Origin of the sequence: Fictibacillus nanhaiensis (genome assembly GCF_023715445.1) — a bacterium.
GTDB classification, from domain to species: Bacteria; Bacillota; Bacilli; order Bacillales; family Fictibacillaceae; genus Fictibacillus; species Fictibacillus nanhaiensis_D.
Map to the genome: position 1 here is coordinate 396,374 of NZ_JAMBOD010000002.1, position 18,361 is coordinate 414,734.

Genomic DNA, 18,361 nt, shown 5'->3' on the forward strand with positions numbered 1-18,361 from the left:
ATTTTCAGCTCCTACTGTTTTGGTTTCAACCGTTTTTTAATCATAAAACCTAAATCAATTATACCTAAGAATTTCACGACTTCCAGAGGAATTGGCAGGAAAGAGTTCAGCAAAAATAAGAGTATAATTAACAATATGATTCTTTTTCTCTTCCAATTCTTTATCCAGGCATAATAAAAGATAACTGTAAAACCTTGAATAATTAGTACAAACGATAATATCATATACAAATTTATCGTTCCAATATATAAAGCGGTGCCTTTTTCAGGGGTACTGAATGTTAATATAATCGCTACAATATAATACCACAAAAACGATTTGGGCAGGTTCCACTCTCGAAATGGCGGAAATGAAGGTACATCATAGCGCAGTCTTTTCATAAGCATTCTTGCAGCCAGATGTGTTAAAAAAGCAAGTATGACTGCTCCGCCAATAATATAAGTAGGAAGCATCATCGGAATAAGATCCGCTTGCTCTTTAAACTTTTCGATTTGCGACGGATCTTGCCCGCTCGTTCTATAAAACTCTTCTGCAGTCCCTATTGCAGTTTGAAAGTTTCGTTTTAATTCAGTAACAAAATTAATGCCCATTATCACTTGAGCAATCACAAGTGTGGCCAGCATGTTTAAAAGGTTCGCTAAACTGGCACCAAGCAGAACTGCAAAAGCAGATTTTTTTCTTCTGTAAAGTTCACCCATTACAATTCCGGTTAAACCAGAAAATAGAGTTACGATTATACCGTTGATCCCTGCAAATGCAAGAGACACACCAAAAGTAACTGCCCATAAAAGCAATCCCGACCGAAGATTATGCCGATAAATATAGATAATAAAAGGCAGAGGCAGAATAAATAAGGAAAAAAGGCTAAAAAACGGTATGTACATACTGATCAAAAAAAGAAGAGTGTAAATGCCCGAAACGACAGCACCCTCTACCAATACTTTAGTATTGCGCATGATTCACCTCATAAATTTCTTCATATGTTTCAATTGTAGTAACATACCCGCAGTAATTCAACTTTAATGCTAATTCTAGCATAGACGTACTTCATTGGATGTAAACAAAATGTGATGATACATCTCTGTATTAAAAGTAAAAAAACAGCACAGGGCTGTTTTTTTGCAAACTTTTAAGCCTCTTTCGGCCATCCGCTCCATATATGTGAAGGATGCCCATCAGGAACTCTTACAATTATAACCTCCGCCAGGCTTAAACGTAATTTCTTCCGTAAAAATTCCCTGATTCTGCAGTTTTCCATAAAAAGTGTGGATGTCCCTTATTTCAAACGCTAAGACAGCCTGCCGCTCACCTTTCACATTTACAAAATCAAAACTAGGAACCTCTTCGCATTCGACTAAACCAACTGCCAAATTATCACGGTACATCATATAGGCTGCTCCATCTTCAGGATTATAAGGAAACGAAAACTCCATCCCGAATATATTTTGATAAAATTCAGCTGATCGAACAGGGTCTTTTACAGGCAATTGAAGATAAGGAATTTGAAATGGTGTTACTTTAGTTTTTTGCATAGGATCATCTCCTTTAAAATCTCCATGTCTAATTTCCAGAAAAAAGAATTAATCCCTGTATGCAGCTGCAAAAAACACAAAAAACGCAGCAAGGATAACCTTACTGCGCTTCTTTAATGATCTTATTCAGATACATATGGTAACAAAGCCATGTAACGCGAGCGTTTGATCGCACGAGTCAATTGACGTTGATATTTAGCAGATGTACCAGTTACACGACGAGGAAGAATCTTACCGCGCTCAGAAATGAAACGCTTCAAAAGATCAGTGTCCTTGTAGTCGATGTAAGTGATTTTGTTTACAGTGAAGAAACAAACCTTACGACGCTTTTGGCGTCCACCACGACGTCCAGCCATTGATGGTCCCCTCCTTTTATTTTTATTTTATATATTCCGATTCATAGTTTACGTTAGTTGTTTAGAATGGCAGATCGTCATCAGAAATGTCGATCGGCGTGCCATCATTTGCAAACGGGTCATCGTTGAAGTTATTACGTTTTGGGTTCTGCTGCTGCTGTCCGCCAAATCCGTTGTCACTTCCATAGCTGCGGTTCTGATTTTGCTGCCCAAATCCGCGGTCATTTGATGGTCCACTAAAGTTGTTGCCGCCTTGATATTGCTGGCCGCCGGCATTAGCATTTTTCGGTTCAAGGAACTGAACGCTTTCAGCCATTACTTCAGTAACATACACTCTTTGACCCTGATTGTTCTCGTAAGAACGTGTTTGCAAACGTCCATCCACTCCGGCAAGTGAACCTTTTTTCAGGTAGTTTGCCACGTTTTCAGCGGGCTTTCGCCATACGACACAGTTAATAAAATCTGCTTCACGCTCACCCTGCTGATTCGAAAAAGGACGATTTACAGCAAGTGTGAAATTAGCTACTGCCACACCGTTTGGAGTGTACTTTAATTCTGGGTCTTTCGTTAAACGTCCCACCAGTACTACACGATTTAGCATTCAGAACCACTCCTTAAAGGATTAATTTCTTTCGTCTACAATTGTCATGAAACGAAGAACATCTTCGTTGATCTTCATAAGACGGTCGAATTCATTAATCGCTTCGTTTGGAGCGTTAACTTCCAATAGCGTGTAGTATCCATCGCGGAAGTCATTGATTTCGTAAGCTAAACGCTTCTTACCCATTTCCTTTTCGTTCGCGATTTCCGCACCGTTGTCAGTTAGGATGCTTTTCGCACGCTCTTTTGTTGACTTAAGAGCTTCCTCTTCGATATTCGGACGGACGATGTACATGATTTCGTACTTTTTCATTCCGTTCACCTCCTTTTGGTCTAAGCGGCCCAAAAACAAATGTTAAAGGGCAAGGAGAAAATCATCAAATTCAATATTTGTTGACAATTAACTCACAATAAAGAATTATATCAAAACATGCTGAATAAAACAAGCTAACTTTAAAATTAAGCCTAAAAAAAAGGAAAAGCCGCAGCTTTCCTCCGTTTTTCTATTTTTAATGCTTTTTTCAAAAAGGTGGTTGATTCTAAATGTTTTTGTAAAGTCGCTTCGAGCGTAAGGTGCGAGACTCCTGCGGGATCAGCGTGCCAGCTACCTGGCTATCCTTCTCGCAACATGCGACGAGGAAACTCGCTTCGCTGTTGTTTTTCTTGTAGACACAGGAGCACCAGCTACCCCTGATTATTCTTCTCGACAAACATGCGACGAGGAAGCTGACTTCGGCAGAATTTTCTTGTAGACGCAGGAGCACCAGCTACCCCTGATTATTCTTCTCGACAAACATGCGACGAGGAAGCTGACTTCGGCAGAATTTTCTTGTAGACGCAGGAGCAGCACTTCATATATCTTTCACCGATGCTCACTTTACCCTCCGCGGAAAGCGAGCATCCTGGAGCGGAAATCAACCACTTTCAATAGAACAAAGTTTACGGAAAATAACTTTTTTAAACGTTAAAGCGAAAATGTACAACATCTCCATCTTTCATCTCGTATTCTTTACCTTCTAGACGAACTTTTCCTTTTTCTTTGGCAGCACCCATGTTGCCCGCAGCCATAAGGTCATCATAAGCAACAACCTCTGCACGGATAAATCCTCTCTCGAAGTCAGTGTGGATAATTCCTGCACATTGAGGAGCCTTCATGCCTTTGCGGAACGTCCATGCACGAACTTCCTGAACACCTGCTGTAAAGTATGTCGCTAATCCTAAAAGTGAATATGAAGCACGGATCAGCTTATCAAGACCCGCTTCTTCAATTCCAAGTTCTCCTAAGAAAGCCATCTTTTCGTCACCATCAAGCTCAGCGATCTCTTCCTCAACTTTTGCACAGATCACAATAACTTCCGCATTTTCACGAGCAGCATATTCTTTTACAGCTTCAACATGCTCATTTGTTCCTTCTAGAAGCTCATCTTCACTTACGTTTGCAACGTAAAGAATCGGTTTCATTGTTAAAAGATGCATAGCATGAACAATTTTCTTTTCTTCTGGTGTTAAATCAACACTTCTTGCAGGAAGCTCTTGCATTAACGCTTCTTTTATTTTAGAAAGAACGGCAAATTCAGCTACCGCTTCTTTATCTTTCGATTTTGCGAGCTTTTCTACACGTGCGATACGCTTGTCTATAGACTCTAAGTCAGCAAAGATAAGCTCAAGATTTATAACTTCAATATCATCGATCGGATTTACTTTTCCGTGAACGTGTGTAATGTTTTCGTCATCAAAACAACGAACTACTTGCAGGATTGCATCGGTTTGACGGATATGAGATAAGAATTTATTTCCAAGTCCTTCCCCTTTGCTTGCTCCTTTAACAATACCAGCGATATCGGTAAACTCAAACGTTGTCGGCACAACTTTTTTAGGCTGTACAAGCTCTGTTAGTTTGTTAAGACGGTGATCAGGTACTTCTACAATCCCTACGTTTGGATCAATCGTACAGAAAGGGTAGTTAGCAGATTCGGCACCTGCCTGAGTAATAGCGTTAAACAATGTTGATTTACCAACGTTCGGCAAACCAACGATTCCAGTTGTAAGAGCCACTGTTATTTCACTCCTCTTTTTTATATGAAGCTCGGAGAACCGAGACTCTGATTCGATGTAAAAAAATATCCTTCCCAATTATAGGTTTTATCACATTAAAAAACAAGAAGAACCGGGTTGCAGTACCCGGCCCTGTCTTAGCTTATTTTTTCGATGTCTACTTTGCAGTCATAAAACGTACTGCCTTGACCAAGGTCAGATTCACCGCTCGGGGTCAGGACGTTAATACTTCCTCCAAATCGCTGCCATTGCCCTTCATCAACATTAATAACGTTAGGATGCCCGTTTTTAATAATTTTCGCTTTGCCTCTTACCCGCCCTCTCTTATTGTATATTTCAACCGTATCACCTTCAGTTATCCCTTTAAAATCAGCGATCGAATCAGAAACGTGAACGGTAATGGACTGCAGGCTTCCTATTAGATGATAACTTTGGGAGTGGTTAGACCGCAAAGGGTGTATCGTTAAGAGCTGGTAAGGAAATTGCTTTGTGTGTTCTGGCAGATTTACTTCACTTTCTTCGGGATAGATCAGTTTTATCTTTCCATCTGAAAACCCTTCCTGAAGAGCTAATGTTGAAGTGAATTCATATTTCCCGGTCGGGGTTTGAAAATGCCTGTCTTTCCATGGAACAGAATCTACAGGCAGCTCTATGAACTGTTCTTTTTTTAACTTCTCAAGTGTGATTCCGTACTTATTCAGCGATTGAAGTCCCATCTCTAAAAAATCATCCGTAGTATATTTGAAATCGTCGCCAAAGCCCAGCCTTTCTGCGAGCATTTTCCAGATTTCCCGGTCGGATTTTGCTTCCCCTTTTGGAGGAACGAGCTTTTTGCCATAATTCATATAATGATGATACATGGAAGCGTAATAAATATCCTCTTCCTCAAAGACTGTCGTACAAGGCAGCACATAATCTGCAATCGCTGCAGAATCTGTCATATACTGATCCACTGCAACGACTGTCGGAACTGATTCAAAAGCTTTTCTTACTCTATTTGTGTCCGGTACTTGAGTTAAAGGGTTGCTTCTTGTGATAAAAAGAACCTCAACCGGAAGTTCTTTCGCACCTAAGATATCTTCGGCCTGATTCATTCGGGTGAACTGACGAACCTCTTTACGTCTTTCCGGTAGTGTCAGTTTTTCTTTGCTGAAACTTTCGCCAACAGCAAGATTCCCATAGTTGCACCCTCCGCCAGGAATTCCAACATTCCCGCTTACCGCTGCAAGTGCGTCGATTAAACGAATCGTGTTTCCGCCGTTCCTATACCTTTGCATCCCTAGTCCAAGAAAAGTGGATGTCGGACCGCTCGTATAAGTGTCGGCTAATTCCTGGATTGTTTCACGTGAAACATCTGCAGCTTTTTCAATTTCTTTAAAGGAAATACTTGAGGCGAGTTCGACTAAATCCTGAAAACCTTCTGTGTAGTTTTCAATAAAATGCTTATCTTCCCAACCGTTCTTAAGAATGGTCTTTATGACGCCTAATGCCAGCCAACCGTCCATTCCAGGCTTTATGCATACGTAACGATCAGCTAATTTAGCCGTAGTATGGTGGATAGGGTCAATTACGGTAATGGGTACACCCTTTTTCTTCATGTTTTGAAGCCTTATATAAAGGTGCATGTTCGTATTCGCTGCATTCCTTCCCCAAACAACGATACGTTTGCTGTTTTCTATATCATCCGGTGCATGGCTGTAGGCATTACCAAAATCCCATTTTTGGGCCGCGATGCCGGCTCCCCAGCATAGACTGCCCACTACTTCTGTTAAACCCCCGAAACAGTTGAAAAATCGCTGATCGAGACATTTTAAAAGTCCGTTGTTGGAATAATCATGTGAGTGCATAACCGCCCGAGGGCTAAATTTTTCTTTTGCTTCTTTCATTTTTAAAGCAATCTCATCTAATGCTTGATCCCAACTGATTTGAATCCATTCACCATTCCATTTTTTCAACGGATGTAAAATACGCTGAGGAGAATTTGTTCTTTCTGCAAGAAGCCGGCCTCTTCCGCATATTTTCCCCTGGGTTACTGGGTGATCATGATTGCCCGCTATGCTTCTTACTTCTTGTTGATCAATATTCACGTGAAAGCTGCACGCATCCCAGCAATTCAAAGGACATGCAGAAACCGCCTTCTCCATCTCATTACCTCCTGTATTACTCCCCTGGTGACGCCAATACTTTCTTAATCTTTTTAGCGAATTCCGATCTCGGCAGCATTACGCTGTGCTGACACCCCATACATTTAATCCGAATATCTGCCCCCATTCGAATAACCTTCCACCGATTCGTTCCACAAGGGTGTTGTTTTTTCATTTCTACTTCATCATGAAGGTGAAATTCTTTTTGCTGCTGCATCATCAACCCTCCATCTTATTCTTAATTTCTTTTGGCTTAGCATCTTTATGATACGTAACCATTTTCGGATATGGAATTTCGATACCTGCTTTCTCAAGTTCAAACTTCAGTGTTTTTCTAAGCTCTCTTGCTATTTTAAAGTGGGTCATCGGTAGCACTTCAGATGTCACCCGTATGACTACTTCAGAAGCACCCAGCATTTGAACACCGAGTACTTCAGGATCTTTTACCATTTCGGGATAATTAGGTTTTACTTTTTTAACTACATCTTCAATAATTCGTTGCGCCTTATCAATATCTTCTTCGTAAGCAATGCTTAAATCGATTACAGCAATGCTGTTATGCACAGAAAAGTTCGTCACTTCTGTGATAGACGAATTCGGCAAGATGTGCAGTTCTCCTGTCCAGCTTTTTATTTTTGTTGTTCGCAAACCGATCTCTTCAACGGTTCCTTCAAAACTGGCAATTCGTACTGTGTCTCCTACAGAAAACTGATTTTCAAAGATAATAAAGAAGCCTGTGATAATATCTCTCACGAGGTTTTGTGCACCAAAACCGATGGCTAGTCCTACGACTCCTGCACCGGCAAGGATTCCTCTCACATCCATAAACTCACTTAATATCGCTAAGATAGCTACAAAATAAATAACATAGGTAGCTATGTTATTTAGGAGTCTAAATAAGGTGTTCTCTCTTCTTTCGCTAAGGCGTAAAGGAGATTTTAGTCTGACTTTAAAAACATTTGAGATAGCAGCTTTAATGATGTATTTAAAGATGACTGCTATGAGTATTATTCCTACAATTTTTAAACTTGTGGCTGCTATTCCGGTCCACCAATCTTTATCTGAAAATATAGTAATGGCTTGTTCTGCTGTATCAACTACATCATCTTTACCTTTCAATGCAGTTCCATCCTCTCTATGATTATGAAATTATTTAAACAGCTTTTACAGAGAAATACAATGTCATTCATTGAAAAACAGTATTAAAAATTTATTCGGTTACGGGAACGCCCTAAACGGGTATAGACTCTAAACAAAAGTCTGTGATTATTCTATTCTACCATGTATAGGAAAAGGAATTCTTCCGTATACTAGTAGTACCATGATAAAGGAGAGGATGTCATGTTCCTCAAACGGAAGCTGGGATTAGGGAAACCCATTCAATATAAATTGCACCACGAAGACAAGGAAGCCACACTAAGAATTACAGAACAAATACTGCCTATGCTTCCGGAATCGAGCCATCAGCCAGTTGTTATTGTCTGTATCGGAACAGACAGGTCAACAGGTGATGCATTAGGCCCTCTTGTCGGTACAAAGCTTCACAATAAAGATACCTTTCCCTTCTATGTGTACGGCACACTCGATGATCCCGTACATGCGGTAAATCTCGAAGAAAAACTAAAGTTGATTGAAACGGAGCATCCCGGAGCATTTATTGTCGGAATTGATGCTTGTCTTGGGCGCTTGAATCATGTCGGAATGGTTTCTATTAATGAAGGTCCTGTTAGACCCGGAGCCGGAGTAAACAAACAGCTTCCACCAGTCGGTGACATGCATATTACTGGAATTGTGAACGTTAGTGGTTTTATGGAATATTTCGTTCTTCAGAACACAAGACTTAGTATCGTAATGAAAATGGCTGACTTAATTGCAGATTCACTTCATATGGCTTGCCTGAGAAAAAAGATTCAGCAAAAAAACATGATGCATCAAGCAGAAATACGCTCAACAGATATCTACAAAATACAATAATTACAAAAGCCGCTCATATCTTTAGATACAAGCGGCTTTTTTTATAGAATTCCTTGTGAAAAAGCAAGAATGCTATCCCATTTTTCAACGATGAAAACAAGGATTCCAGCAATCAATAGTCCCGGTAAAAGGTTAGCCACACGGATTTTAGCTACACCAAGAAGGTTTAAACCTATTGCTACGATCATAATCCCTCCTGTTCCTGTAATCTCTACGATAAGCGCATCCATAAGATCCTGAGGAACAAACCGATCGATTTGTGTCGCCAAAAGTGTAATAGCTCCTTGGTATAAAACAACAGGAATTGCAGAGAACATAACACCAATTCCAAGAGCTGAAGTGAACAGGATCGCACAAAATCCATCAATCAAGGCTTTTGTGTAAAGTACATCATGCTCCTGTCTTAAACCGCTGTCTAAAGCACCGACAATGGACATCGCCCCCACTACAAAAACAAGCGTAGCTGTAACAAATCCTGTTGCAACCGAACCCTTCTCCTGTTTGCCTATCTTCGTTTCAAGCCATCTTCCGACTGCATTCAGCTTTTCTTCTAGATCCCACCATTCTCCTAACGCTCCTCCTATGGCAAGACTAGCAATAACAATTAGAAATTGTTCACTTTTCAGCCCCATACCTATTCCTAATATCGTAACTGCTAACGCCATTGCCTGAAGAATAGTATCTTTAAATCTGTCTGGTATGGCAGTCCAGAATAAACCTAAAAAACTTCCAGAGATGATTGCAATACCGTTAACAATTGTTCCTAACAGCGACATATGTTTTATCTCCTATCCAAGTAGACCCACTGATGATTTCTCTTAAAGCGTTAATCAAGGTGATTACTTATTTTTATGTATTGAAAAAACCAAAACCAATCCTTAAAGATCCTTCATTGTTTATTCAGGACCGTCTAAGAACGAGGTGTGCACAATTTCGAATAAAAGAATAAAATTTTTAAAAAAGAAACCACCGATACGATGGTTTCATACTGTTACTTTTCCAAAAGTTCTAATATACGTTCTAAATCATCTTCAGAGAAGAACTCTATTTCAATTTTACCTTTACGTTTTGATTTTTTTATTGAAACACTTGTTCCAAAACGGTCTCGTAAAAAGGATTCTTTTTCTTTAAAAAACACGTTGGTCTGTGTGGTTTTCTTTTTTGTTCCACGTGAAACATTCATGTTAATATCCTGTATGAGTTTCTCAAGCTGCCTTACATTCAAGCCATCATCTGTAATCCGCTGTACAACCTGCTGCATTTTTGCTTTTTTCTTAAGGCCCAGTAGAGCACGTCCATGCCCCATCGTGATTATGCCGTTGGATAACAGCTCTAAAACAGGTTTGGGCAGCTGCAAAAGACGGATATGGTTCGCAATATGAGGACGGCTTTTCCCTACTCTAGAAGCTAGTTCTTCTTGAGTGAGTTTAAGATGGTCGATTAACTTTTGGTAAGCCTGCGCTTCTTCAACGGGATTTAAATCTTCACGCTGAAGGTTTTCAATAAGTGCAACTTCCATCATCTTTTGCTCAGAATAATCTTTAACAATGACAGGAATGGTTTTTAGTCCCGCTTCTGTTGCCGCTCGGAACCTTCGTTCACCAAGAACTATTTCATAGCCCTTAATGCTTTTCCTTACTACTATTGGCTGCAGAATTCCATGTTCCTGAATGGATTCCTTCAGCTCACCGATTGCTTTTTGGTCAAAAACTTTTCGTGGCTGATATGGATTCGGCCTAAGTTCTTTTACACTGACTTCCCGGACTTGTTCTTCTTCTCCAGCCTCTGAAGGCGGGAAAAATGCATTCAGTCCCTTACCTAACCCTTTCACCAATGCCAATCACTTCCTTCGCAAAGTCTAGATAAACGTCTGCACCCCGGGATTTTGGATCATATATAATTATCGGCTTTCCATGACTCGGCGCTTCTGAGAGTCTAACATTTCTTGGTATGATCGTTTCATACACTTTATCCTGAAAATACTTTTTCACTTCTTCGATTACCTGAATGCCTAGGTTCGTTCGCGCATCCAGCATTGTGAGCAAAACACCGTCAATCATCAGTTCAGTATTTAAATGCTTTTGCACAAGTCGCACAGTGTTTAAAAGCTGACTTAAACCTTCGAGTGCGTAATATTCACATTGGACCGGAATAATTACTGAGTCGGATGCTGTTAAGGAGTTAATAGTAAGCAGTCCAAGAGATGGCGGGCAATCGATGATGATAAAATCATAGATTGGACTCACCTTCTCTAAAGCTCTTTTCAACCGCACTTCCCGTGATATCGTTGGTACAAGCTCGATCTCCGCTCCAGCGAGTTGTATCGTTGAAGGGAGTATATGTAGTCCTTCACAGATAGTTTCTACTATCACATCTTTTACTTCCACATCCTCAACCAGGACATTGTAGATACATTGATCGATATCTCCTTTATCCACACCTACTCCGCTAGTAGCGTTGCCTTGAGGATCTATATCTACTAATAAAACTTTTTTTCCGAAATACGCTAAGCATGCACCCAGGTTGACTGACGTAGTCGTTTTTCCGACTCCGCCTTTCTGATTGGCTACTGCAATGATTTTCGCCACGTTGTCACCTACCTCACTTTATGAACAATCAATTATCTATTATTCTATCATGAAGCATTTAAAATAACTTATTGAAATAATGAAAAAAAGAGTTTTTTCTGCATGTTTATTTTACGTTTTACGCATACGGCCGGTTATATAATTTTCGAAAATCGCAGCATCCCGGATAAAATTTGATATTATCGATTATTTGAGCAGAATGAAAAATAAAAAACCACCCGCTAAGAATCTCTAACGGGTGGTCTTACAATTAATTTTTAGGAATACGGATTGTGAATTGGTAAAACTCTTCATGTTCTTCTTCTTCGGTATCAATGGACAGTCCGCTTTGAACGACCATATCAACGGATTGTCTAACAGTATTAATTGCAAGGCGCATGTCCTTGCTGTATGACTTGCGGCGAGCCTGCGGTTTTTTCTCTGCTGTTTCAGACTCGATCATTTTTTTAACCCGGTCTTCAGTCTGTTTAACGTTTAATTGTTTCTCGAGAATCTCCTGCAAGACGAGTTCCATTTTATCTGGTACCTTTAATACAATTAGAGCTCTGGCGTGACGCTCCGTTATTTTCTTTTGCAAAAGAGCATCTTGAATAGACTGCGGAAGCTTTAATAACCGCAGCTTATTTGCAATGGTAGACTGGCCTTTTCCTAATTTTTGTGCCAAGCCTTCTTGAGTAAGTCCATGGAGCTCCAATAGTTTTGCATAGGCCATTGCTTCTTCAATTGCTGTCAGTTCTTCCCGCTGAAGGTTTTCAATAAGAGCTACAGAAGCCGTTTGGGAGTCATCCATTTCTTTTACAATAGCCGGTATCTTCTCCCAGCCTAATTTTTGGACAGCCCGCCATCTGCGTTCTCCTGCAATCAGTTCGTATTGATCTTCTCCAATACTGCGCACCACAATTGGCTGAATGATTCCGTGAGCTTCTATAGTTTGTGATAATTCCTCAATTCGTTCATCTATAAAAACCGTTCTTGGCTGAAACCGGTTTGGAATAATCTGCCGAACCGGAATTTGAAGTACTTCTTCGTTGTCGTTTTTTTCAGCTGGTTCTGGATCTAAGGTTTGCTGGCTCTTTTCGCCGATGCCGAATAAACGTGAAAAAGGATGCTTCATGCGAATACACCACCTTTTGTAATCTGCCTGTTAATCTAATTCGTCTCACTAGTCCTATAATCCTGCAAGTCTGTAAAAATCTTTCTTTTATGTATCACCTGTGTTTCACGTGAAACACAGGATTATTTTACAATTTAAAAAAGTATATCTTTTTAACTGATCGATATTCGACGTGGTAAAAAAGTTTACGAATAAAGTATAAGTGCAACTAAGGCTGGTGAATAAGGCTTGGCGTCAGCCAAGTTTTCTTTATTGGATAGGCGACTTGTTTGGTGTTCCTGGTTTACGCGGGTATTTTTTTGGTGTTTCCTTTACCTTTTCAATGATTACAATGTTTCGTTCGCTTTCTTCTATTGGCAGGGAGAAGGAATAAATATCTTGAATCTTTCCTCCTAAAAGCTGAACTGCTTTTTCGCCGTCTCTTACCTCTCCAGGAAGGTTAGCACCTTTCATTCCTAAGAAGTGACCTCCCTTTTTTACCAGTGGAAGGCAAAGTTCCGATAACACCGAAAGTCTGGCAACCGCTCTCGCCATAACAAGATCAAATTGCTGTCTGAACTCTTGTTTATGGGCAAAAGTTTCCGCACGGTCATGATACATAGAAACATTCTCTAAACCAAGTTCATTTGCAACATGTTCTAAAAAACCGATCCGCTTATTCAATGAATCGACGACTGTCAGCTTGATCTCGGGAAAACAAATTTTTAGGGGAATAGCAGGGAAACCAGCACCTGCACCAACATCACAAACCGTAATATCCCGTTTAAAGTCAAAATAGAAAGCAGCTGTAACAGAATCATAAAAATGCTTTAAATAGACTTCTTCTTTTTCTGTAATCGCCGTTAAGTTCATTTTTTCATTCCACTCAACAAGCAGCTTAAAATACGTCTCGAATTGAGCTAATTGTTTTTCCGATAATTCTATTCCCTTTTCTTTCAGGGAAGTTTGAAACATCTCGATATTCATTTTTGTTGCGCTCCCCCTTAACGGGCAATTTTCGCTAGTTTGCCTTGCTCCAGGTAAATCAACAGAATAGAGATGTCTGCTGGGTTTACCCCTGATACTCTTGATGCCTGCCCTACAGAAAGAGGGCGAACTTCATGCAGCTTTTGTTTAGCTTCTGTTGCTAATCCGTTTATTGCCATGTAATCAAGATCGACAGGAAGTTTTTTGTTTTCCATCTTCCGCATTTTTTCTACTTGTGCAAGCTGCTTATCAATGTATCCAGCGTACTTCACTTGGATTTCAACCTGTTCAGATACCGTTTCGTTTAAAGGTGTTTCTGCAGGTGCTATTTTATGGATGACAGAATACGTCACTTCTGGCCGTTTAAGGAGATTCGCGGCTGTCATTGGTTCTTTCAATGCTGACGACTGTGCTTCGGCAAGAAATTGCTGAACTTCCTCAGACGGTTTAATCGAAACATGTTCTAAACGCTCTATTTCCTGTGCAATTTGTGCTTTTTTCTCTTCAAAACGTTCGAAGCGGTCTTGCGGTATTAGTCCAATTTCGTAGCCTTTTTTCGTTAAACGCAGATCAGCATTGTCATGTCTTAATAGCAGACGGTACTCTGCTCTTGATGTTAAGAGGCGATATGGCTCATTTGTTCCTTTTGTAATAAGGTCGTCAATGAGAACTCCAATGTACGCTTCTGAACGGTCAAGAATGAGTGGTTCTTTATCTTGAACTTTTAATGCAGCATTAATCCCTGCCATAAGTCCTTGGCCTGCAGCTTCTTCATAACCGCTTGTGCCGTTAAGCTGTCCTGCAGTAAACAAGCCGTTCACAAGCTTTGTTTCAAGTGATGGCCAAAGCTGAGTCGGTACGATTGCATCATATTCAATCGCATAGCCTGCACGCATTAATTCAGCTTTTTCAAGTCCAGGAATAGTAGCTAGAATTTTTTTCTGAACATCCTCAGGCAAACTTGTAGACAGACCCTGAACATAAACTTCTTCCGTATTTCTTCCTTCTGGCTCTAAGAAAATCTGATGGCGAGGCTTATCATTAAATCGCACGATTTTGTCTTCGATCGATGGACAATATCTAGGACCCGTTCCTTCGATCATTCCAGAATACATCGGAGAGCGGTGAAGGTTACCGTTAATCAGCTGATGAGTTTCATCTCCTGTGTAAGTTAGCCAGCAAGGAAGCTGATCAGTGATGTATTCAGTCGTTTCATACGAAAAGGCTCTTGGAACATCATCTCCAGGCTGAATTTCAGCTTTGGAATAATCAATCGTCTTGCTGTTTACACGAGGTGGTGTTCCTGTTTTAAAACGAACCATATCAAAGCCAAGTTCTTGAAGATGATACGATAAGTTAATGGACGGAGCCATGTTGTTCGGACCGCTTTCATAAGCAAGTTCCCCGATAATAATTTTTCCTCTTAAGTAAGTACCCGTTGTTAATACGACAGCTTTTGCTGCGTACTCTGCCCCTGTCTTCGTAATAACACCTTTACATTGTCCGTCTTCAATAATGAGTCTTTCTACCATCCCTTGGCGCAATGTGAGGTTTTCAGTGTTTTCCATTGTTTTCTTCATTTCATGCTGATACAAATATTTGTCTGCTTGAGCGCGAAGCGCACGTACAGCAGGACCTTTCCCTGTATTCAGCATTCGCATTTGTATGTGTGTTTTGTCGATGTTACGAGCCATCTCTCCACCGAGAGCATCTACTTCACGCACTACGATCCCTTTTGCTGGTCCCCCGACTGAAGGGTTGCATGGCATGTAGGCAACAGTATCCAAATTTAACGTCAGGCAAAGTGTTTTTGCACCCATACGTGCTGAAGCGAGCGCCGCTTCAACTCCAGCATGTCCTGCCCCAACGACAATAACGTCAAAAGCATCTGCTTTATACCCCATAAGTGATTACCTCCTTTTTCTTTATTTTCCGAGACAAAATTGTGAAAATAGCTGGTCGATTAAGCTCTCTGAAACGGTATCTCCTACAATTTCACCAAGTATCTCCCACGCTCTTGTAATATCAATTTGAACCATATCAATCGGCAAGTCTGCTTCAATGCCGCCTAAAGCTTCATCAATATGATGAATCGTCTGCTGAAGCAATGCAATATGCCTTGAATTCGACACATAGGTTAAATCTTGGGATTCGATGCCACCAGCAAAGAATAGGTTTGCTATAGCTTGTTCTAATTCATCTACTCCTTCTTCTTTTATTAAAGAAGTAGCAATAACAGGTGAACCTTCTGCAAGTTTTTTTACGGAATCTATATCTAGTTTTGTCTCTAAGTCTGTTTTATTAATTATAACGATCTTGTCTAAACCGGCTGCTGCGCGAAATAAGTTTTCATCTTCTATAGACAGCGGTTCGTTTCCGTTTAAGACAAGCAAAATTAAATCTGCTTCCTTTAGTACCTTGCGTGATTTTTCAACACCGATTTTTTCAACGATATCTTCTGTTTCACGGATACCTGCTGTATCAACAAGCCTTAAAGGAACGCCTCTAACATTAACGTATTCTTCTATAACATCCCGTGTCGTTCCCGCAATCTCTGTTACGATCGCCTTGTTTTCATGAACTAGAGCATTCATCAATGAAGATTTCCCTACGTTTGGCCGTCCGATAATAGCGGTAGATAATCCTTCACGGAGTATTTTCCCTTGCTGAGCCGTTTGTAAAATAGATTCTACCTCTTTTTTTACAGTTAAGAGATTGTTATTTAATAAAGAGTGGGTCATTTCTTCTGCATCGTATTCGGGATAATCGATGTTTACTTCAACGTGGGCAATGGTTTCTAGCAGCGTTTGTCTAAGACGGCTTACCAAACTTGAAAGCCTGCCTTCCATCTGGTTAAGTGCTACGTTCATAGCCCGGTCTGTTTTAGCTCTGATAAGATCCATAACTGCCTCTGCTTGTGACAGATCAATCCGTCCGTTCAAAAAAGCACGTTTTGTAAACTCACCTGGTTCTGCCAGACGTGCTCCCTGCTGCAGAATCAACTGAAGAACACGATTTACGGACACTAAACCGCCGTGACAGTTGATTTCAATAACATCCTCCCGAGTGAATGTACGCGGCGCACGCATTACACTAACCATTACTTCTTCTACAGCCTGATTGGTTTTTGGATCGATCAGCTTGCCGTAATGTATGGTGTGAGTATCTGCTTCTTTAAGTGTCTTCGCTCCCTTATAAACACGGTCAGCAATGTCAACCGCTTCAGGACCGCTCAGCCGTACAATCGCGATAGCTCCTTCTCCCATCGGAGTGGATATTGCTGTAATTGTATCGTAATCCATTTGTTTCACCTCAACTTCCCTAAAAAACGCTCTATCTATTTATCCTTAGTATGACCTTAAATGGTTGCTGTGATAATTGTTAGTTTAGAAAACTTGGCTGAAAAACCCATAGAAGTTTTACAGCCATAGTTGCACTTATACTGTGTACCATAAAACGTGTCCACTGCGTCGAATATCTTCCTGCTGGCAAGTTAATATTTATTACAGTCAAAAAAAGGACATAAATATCCACAATAAAAAATAGTGTATCGCATAATGAGCTTACAGTAAACAAAAAGCCCCAGAGGAATACCCTCTGAAGCTTCTCTATCTCTTGATTGAATTCACCGGACGGATTACTACTTTTCGGAATGGTTCTACCCCTTCAGAAGTTGTTTCAACATCGCGGTTTTCTTTAAGTGCTAAGTGAATGACTTTACGTTCATTGGCAGGCATCGGTTCAAGCGCAAAACTTTTTTTGGTAATGAACACTTTTTGTGCGGAATGCTCAGCAAGTCTTTCAAGCGATTCCTGCCGTCTGGTACGATAATGTTCAGCATCAAGAACAATTTTTATATGCTTTGCTGATGGATCTGAGTTTGCAACCATATTCGTTAAAAGCTGAAGCGCATTTAGCGTCTGTCCGCGTTTACCAATTAAAATAGCAATTTTGTCACCCGATAAATCAAGCACTAAATGTTCGTTTTCCTGCCGCTGAGAAATGGTAACGGGCACCCCCATTTTGGATGTTACATCCTGAAGGTATTCGATCGCGGTTTTAACAGGATCAGCTTTCACTGCTACTTCAACAACTGCCGGCTTACCGCCGAGTCCAAAAAAACCTTTTTTGGAATCCTCAAGAATTTTAACTTCTACATTTTCTTTTGAAGTCTGAAGTTGTTCTAGTGCTGTTTCTACTGCTTCTTCAACCGTTTTCCCTGTCACCTGTACCTTTTTCACTTTTTAGCTCCCCCATCAACTTGATTTTCTTTCTTTTTCATTGGGGTCGTAATGAAGTATGTTTGTGCAATCATGAAAATGTTACCGATCACCCAATATAATGATAATGCGGCTGGGAAATTAATCGCAAAGACCACGATCATGACTGGCATGATGTATAGAAGCATCTTCATTTGCGGATTTGGGTTATCCATTCCGCCCATCATGATTTTTTGCTGCAAGAATGTGGTTAAACCTGCTACTAGCGGCAAAATAAAATATGGATCTGGATCTCCTAAGTCGAACCAAAGGAAATTGTGATTAGCAATTTCTTCAGTACGCATGATTGCATGGTAAAAACCTAAAAGAATCGGCATCTGAATAAGTAATGGCAAACAACCTGCAAGCGGATTTACACCATTCTTTTGGAAAAGTGCCATTGTTTCCTGCTGCAGTTTTTGCTGTGTGTTCGCATCTTTCGATTTGTACTTTTCACGCAGTTTTTGGATTTCAGGTTGAATTTCCTGCATCGCTTTAGAACTGCGGGTTTGCTTAATCATTAATGGCAATAATGCTGTACGAATAATCAACGTAACGATAATAATAGCTAGTCCGTAATTTTCACCCGTTAAATTAGCGAAGTATGTGATCAGCCATGATAATGGATAAACAAAATATGTGTCCCAAATTCCCGTGCTGTCTTCTGTGACAGGATCCATCGTCCCACAACCAGATAGGACAGCCATGAGTGCGAAAAGGGCAATCATTAAACCTATTTTCTTACGCACACTCTTATCCTCCTTAAAATCATA

The 18,361-nt window shown here is 40.4% G+C and carries 19 protein-coding genes; 1 reads left to right on the plus strand and 18 read right to left on the minus strand.

The window, feature by feature from the left end; translation table 11 throughout:
- Positions 1-11: 11 nt before the first annotated feature.
- The 9 genes from M3196_RS09970 to M3196_RS10010 form a co-directional block, all read right to left on the minus strand.
- Positions 12-956, minus strand: coding sequence for a YybS family protein (locus M3196_RS09970; RefSeq protein WP_251322125.1), 945 nt, complete (start codon positions 954-956; stop codon positions 12-14).
- Between the two features lie 219 nt (positions 957-1,175).
- On the minus strand, positions 1,176-1,532 hold the full coding sequence (locus M3196_RS09975; RefSeq protein ID WP_251322126.1) for a VOC family protein: 357 nt from the start codon (positions 1,530-1,532) through the stop codon (positions 1,176-1,178).
- A gap of 122 nt (positions 1,533-1,654) precedes the next feature.
- Positions 1,655-1,888, minus strand: coding sequence for a 30S ribosomal protein S18 (rpsR, locus tag M3196_RS09980; RefSeq protein WP_066294401.1), 234 nt, complete (start codon positions 1,886-1,888; stop codon positions 1,655-1,657).
- A 61-nt stretch (positions 1,889-1,949) separates the two neighbouring features.
- The gene (gene ssb, locus M3196_RS09985; RefSeq protein WP_251322127.1) at positions 1,950-2,489 is read right to left on the minus strand and encodes a single-stranded DNA-binding protein; all 540 of its coding nucleotides are present in this window, start codon (positions 2,487-2,489) and stop codon (positions 1,950-1,952) included.
- A gap of 21 nt (positions 2,490-2,510) precedes the next feature.
- A complete protein-coding gene (rpsF, locus tag M3196_RS09990; RefSeq protein ID WP_251322128.1) occupies positions 2,511-2,801 on the minus strand; it encodes a 30S ribosomal protein S6 in 291 nt (96 codons plus the stop codon).
- A 644-nt stretch (positions 2,802-3,445) separates the two neighbouring features.
- Entirely contained in the window at positions 3,446-4,543 is a 1,098-nt protein-coding gene (gene ychF, locus M3196_RS09995) for a redox-regulated ATPase YchF (RefSeq protein WP_251322129.1), read from the minus strand.
- Positions 4,544-4,680: 137 nt separating this feature from the next.
- The gene (locus M3196_RS10000; protein WP_251322130.1) at positions 4,681-6,687 is read right to left on the minus strand and encodes a molybdopterin-dependent oxidoreductase; all 2,007 of its coding nucleotides are present in this window, start codon (positions 6,685-6,687) and stop codon (positions 4,681-4,683) included.
- A 16-nt stretch (positions 6,688-6,703) separates the two neighbouring features.
- Positions 6,704-6,904 (minus strand): DUF951 domain-containing protein, encoded by a 201-nt coding sequence (locus M3196_RS10005; RefSeq protein WP_251322131.1) that lies wholly within the window; start codon positions 6,902-6,904, stop codon positions 6,704-6,706.
- A 2-nt stretch (positions 6,905-6,906) separates the two neighbouring features.
- On the minus strand, positions 6,907-7,806 hold the full coding sequence (locus M3196_RS10010; protein WP_276531318.1) for a mechanosensitive ion channel family protein: 900 nt from the start codon (positions 7,804-7,806) through the stop codon (positions 6,907-6,909).
- Between the two features lie 222 nt (positions 7,807-8,028).
- On the opposite strand from M3196_RS10010, the gene yyaC reads away from it, so the two are divergent.
- Positions 8,029-8,661, plus strand: a complete 633-nt coding sequence (gene yyaC / locus M3196_RS10015; protein WP_251322132.1) for a spore protease YyaC — start codon at positions 8,029-8,031, stop codon at positions 8,659-8,661.
- A 41-nt stretch (positions 8,662-8,702) separates the two neighbouring features.
- Here the strand turns inward: yyaC and M3196_RS10020 are convergent, their stop codons facing one another.
- The 9 genes from M3196_RS10020 to spoIIIJ all read right to left on the minus strand — a co-directional run bounded on the left by M3196_RS10020 (position 8,703) and on the right by spoIIIJ (position 18,337).
- Positions 8,703-9,437, minus strand: coding sequence for a DUF554 domain-containing protein (locus M3196_RS10020; RefSeq protein ID WP_251322133.1), 735 nt, complete (start codon positions 9,435-9,437; stop codon positions 8,703-8,705).
- A gap of 215 nt (positions 9,438-9,652) precedes the next feature.
- Positions 9,653-10,495, minus strand: a complete 843-nt coding sequence (locus M3196_RS10025; protein WP_251322134.1) for a ParB/RepB/Spo0J family partition protein — start codon at positions 10,493-10,495, stop codon at positions 9,653-9,655.
- A complete protein-coding gene (locus M3196_RS10030; RefSeq protein WP_251322135.1) occupies positions 10,476-11,249 on the minus strand; it encodes a ParA family protein in 774 nt (257 codons plus the stop codon). The genes M3196_RS10025 and M3196_RS10030 overlap by 20 nt, the downstream gene beginning before the upstream one ends.
- A gap of 250 nt (positions 11,250-11,499) precedes the next feature.
- A complete protein-coding gene (gene noc, locus M3196_RS10035; protein WP_251322136.1) occupies positions 11,500-12,363 on the minus strand; it encodes a nucleoid occlusion protein in 864 nt (287 codons plus the stop codon).
- A 249-nt stretch (positions 12,364-12,612) separates the two neighbouring features.
- The gene (rsmG, locus tag M3196_RS10040; RefSeq protein WP_251322137.1) at positions 12,613-13,329 is read right to left on the minus strand and encodes a 16S rRNA (guanine(527)-N(7))-methyltransferase RsmG; all 717 of its coding nucleotides are present in this window, start codon (positions 13,327-13,329) and stop codon (positions 12,613-12,615) included.
- 17 nt (positions 13,330-13,346) lie between these two features.
- The gene (mnmG, locus tag M3196_RS10045) at positions 13,347-15,233 is read right to left on the minus strand and encodes a tRNA uridine-5-carboxymethylaminomethyl(34) synthesis enzyme MnmG (RefSeq protein WP_251322138.1); all 1,887 of its coding nucleotides are present in this window, start codon (positions 15,231-15,233) and stop codon (positions 13,347-13,349) included.
- Between the two features lie 21 nt (positions 15,234-15,254).
- Positions 15,255-16,631: a tRNA uridine-5-carboxymethylaminomethyl(34) synthesis GTPase MnmE gene (gene mnmE, locus M3196_RS10050; protein WP_251322139.1), complete on the minus strand. Its 1,377-nt coding sequence runs from the start codon at positions 16,629-16,631 to the stop codon at positions 15,255-15,257.
- 306 nt (positions 16,632-16,937) lie between these two features.
- Entirely contained in the window at positions 16,938-17,570 is a 633-nt protein-coding gene (gene jag, locus M3196_RS10055) for an RNA-binding cell elongation regulator Jag/EloR (protein ID WP_251322140.1), read from the minus strand.
- Entirely contained in the window at positions 17,567-18,337 is a 771-nt protein-coding gene (gene spoIIIJ, locus M3196_RS10060) for a YidC family membrane integrase SpoIIIJ (protein ID WP_338082940.1), read from the minus strand. Before spoIIIJ ends, jag begins: the two co-directional genes overlap by 4 nt.
- Between the last annotated feature and the right edge of the window lie 24 nt (positions 18,338-18,361).

Excerpts from the sequence above, each read along its gene's own strand:
- mnmG (WP_251322138.1), bottom strand. The coding sequence starts at position 15,233 with ATGGGGTATAAAGCAGATGCTTTTGACGTTATTGTCGTTGGGGCAGGA.
- M3196_RS10020 (WP_251322133.1), bottom strand. The coding sequence starts at position 9,437 with ATGTCGCTGTTAGGAACAATTGTTAACGGTATTGCAATCATCTCTGGA.
- M3196_RS10005 (WP_251322131.1), bottom strand. The coding sequence starts at position 6,904 with ATGCAGCAGCAAAAAGAATTTCACCTTCATGATGAAGTAGAAATGAAA.
- rpsR (WP_066294401.1), bottom strand. The coding sequence starts at position 1,888 with ATGGCTGGACGTCGTGGTGGACGCCAAAAGCGTCGTAAGGTTTGTTTC.
- ssb (WP_251322127.1), bottom strand. The coding sequence starts at position 2,489 with ATGCTAAATCGTGTAGTACTGGTGGGACGTTTAACGAAAGACCCAGAA.
- rsmG (WP_251322137.1), bottom strand. The coding sequence starts at position 13,329 with ATGAATATCGAGATGTTTCAAACTTCCCTGAAAGAAAAGGGAATAGAA.
- M3196_RS09970 (WP_251322125.1), bottom strand. The coding sequence starts at position 956 with ATGCGCAATACTAAAGTATTGGTAGAGGGTGCTGTCGTTTCGGGCATT.
- rpsF (WP_251322128.1), bottom strand. The coding sequence starts at position 2,801 with ATGAAAAAGTACGAAATCATGTACATCGTCCGTCCGAATATCGAAGAG.
- mnmE (WP_251322139.1), bottom strand. The coding sequence starts at position 16,631 with ATGGATTACGATACAATTACAGCAATATCCACTCCGATGGGAGAAGGA.
- M3196_RS10000 (WP_251322130.1), bottom strand. The coding sequence starts at position 6,687 with ATGGAGAAGGCGGTTTCTGCATGTCCTTTGAATTGCTGGGATGCGTGC.
- noc (WP_251322136.1), bottom strand. The coding sequence starts at position 12,363 with ATGAAGCATCCTTTTTCACGTTTATTCGGCATCGGCGAAAAGAGCCAG.
- yyaC (WP_251322132.1), top strand. The coding sequence starts at position 8,029 with ATGTTCCTCAAACGGAAGCTGGGATTAGGGAAACCCATTCAATATAAA.
- M3196_RS09975 (WP_251322126.1), bottom strand. The coding sequence starts at position 1,532 with ATGCAAAAAACTAAAGTAACACCATTTCAAATTCCTTATCTTCAATTG.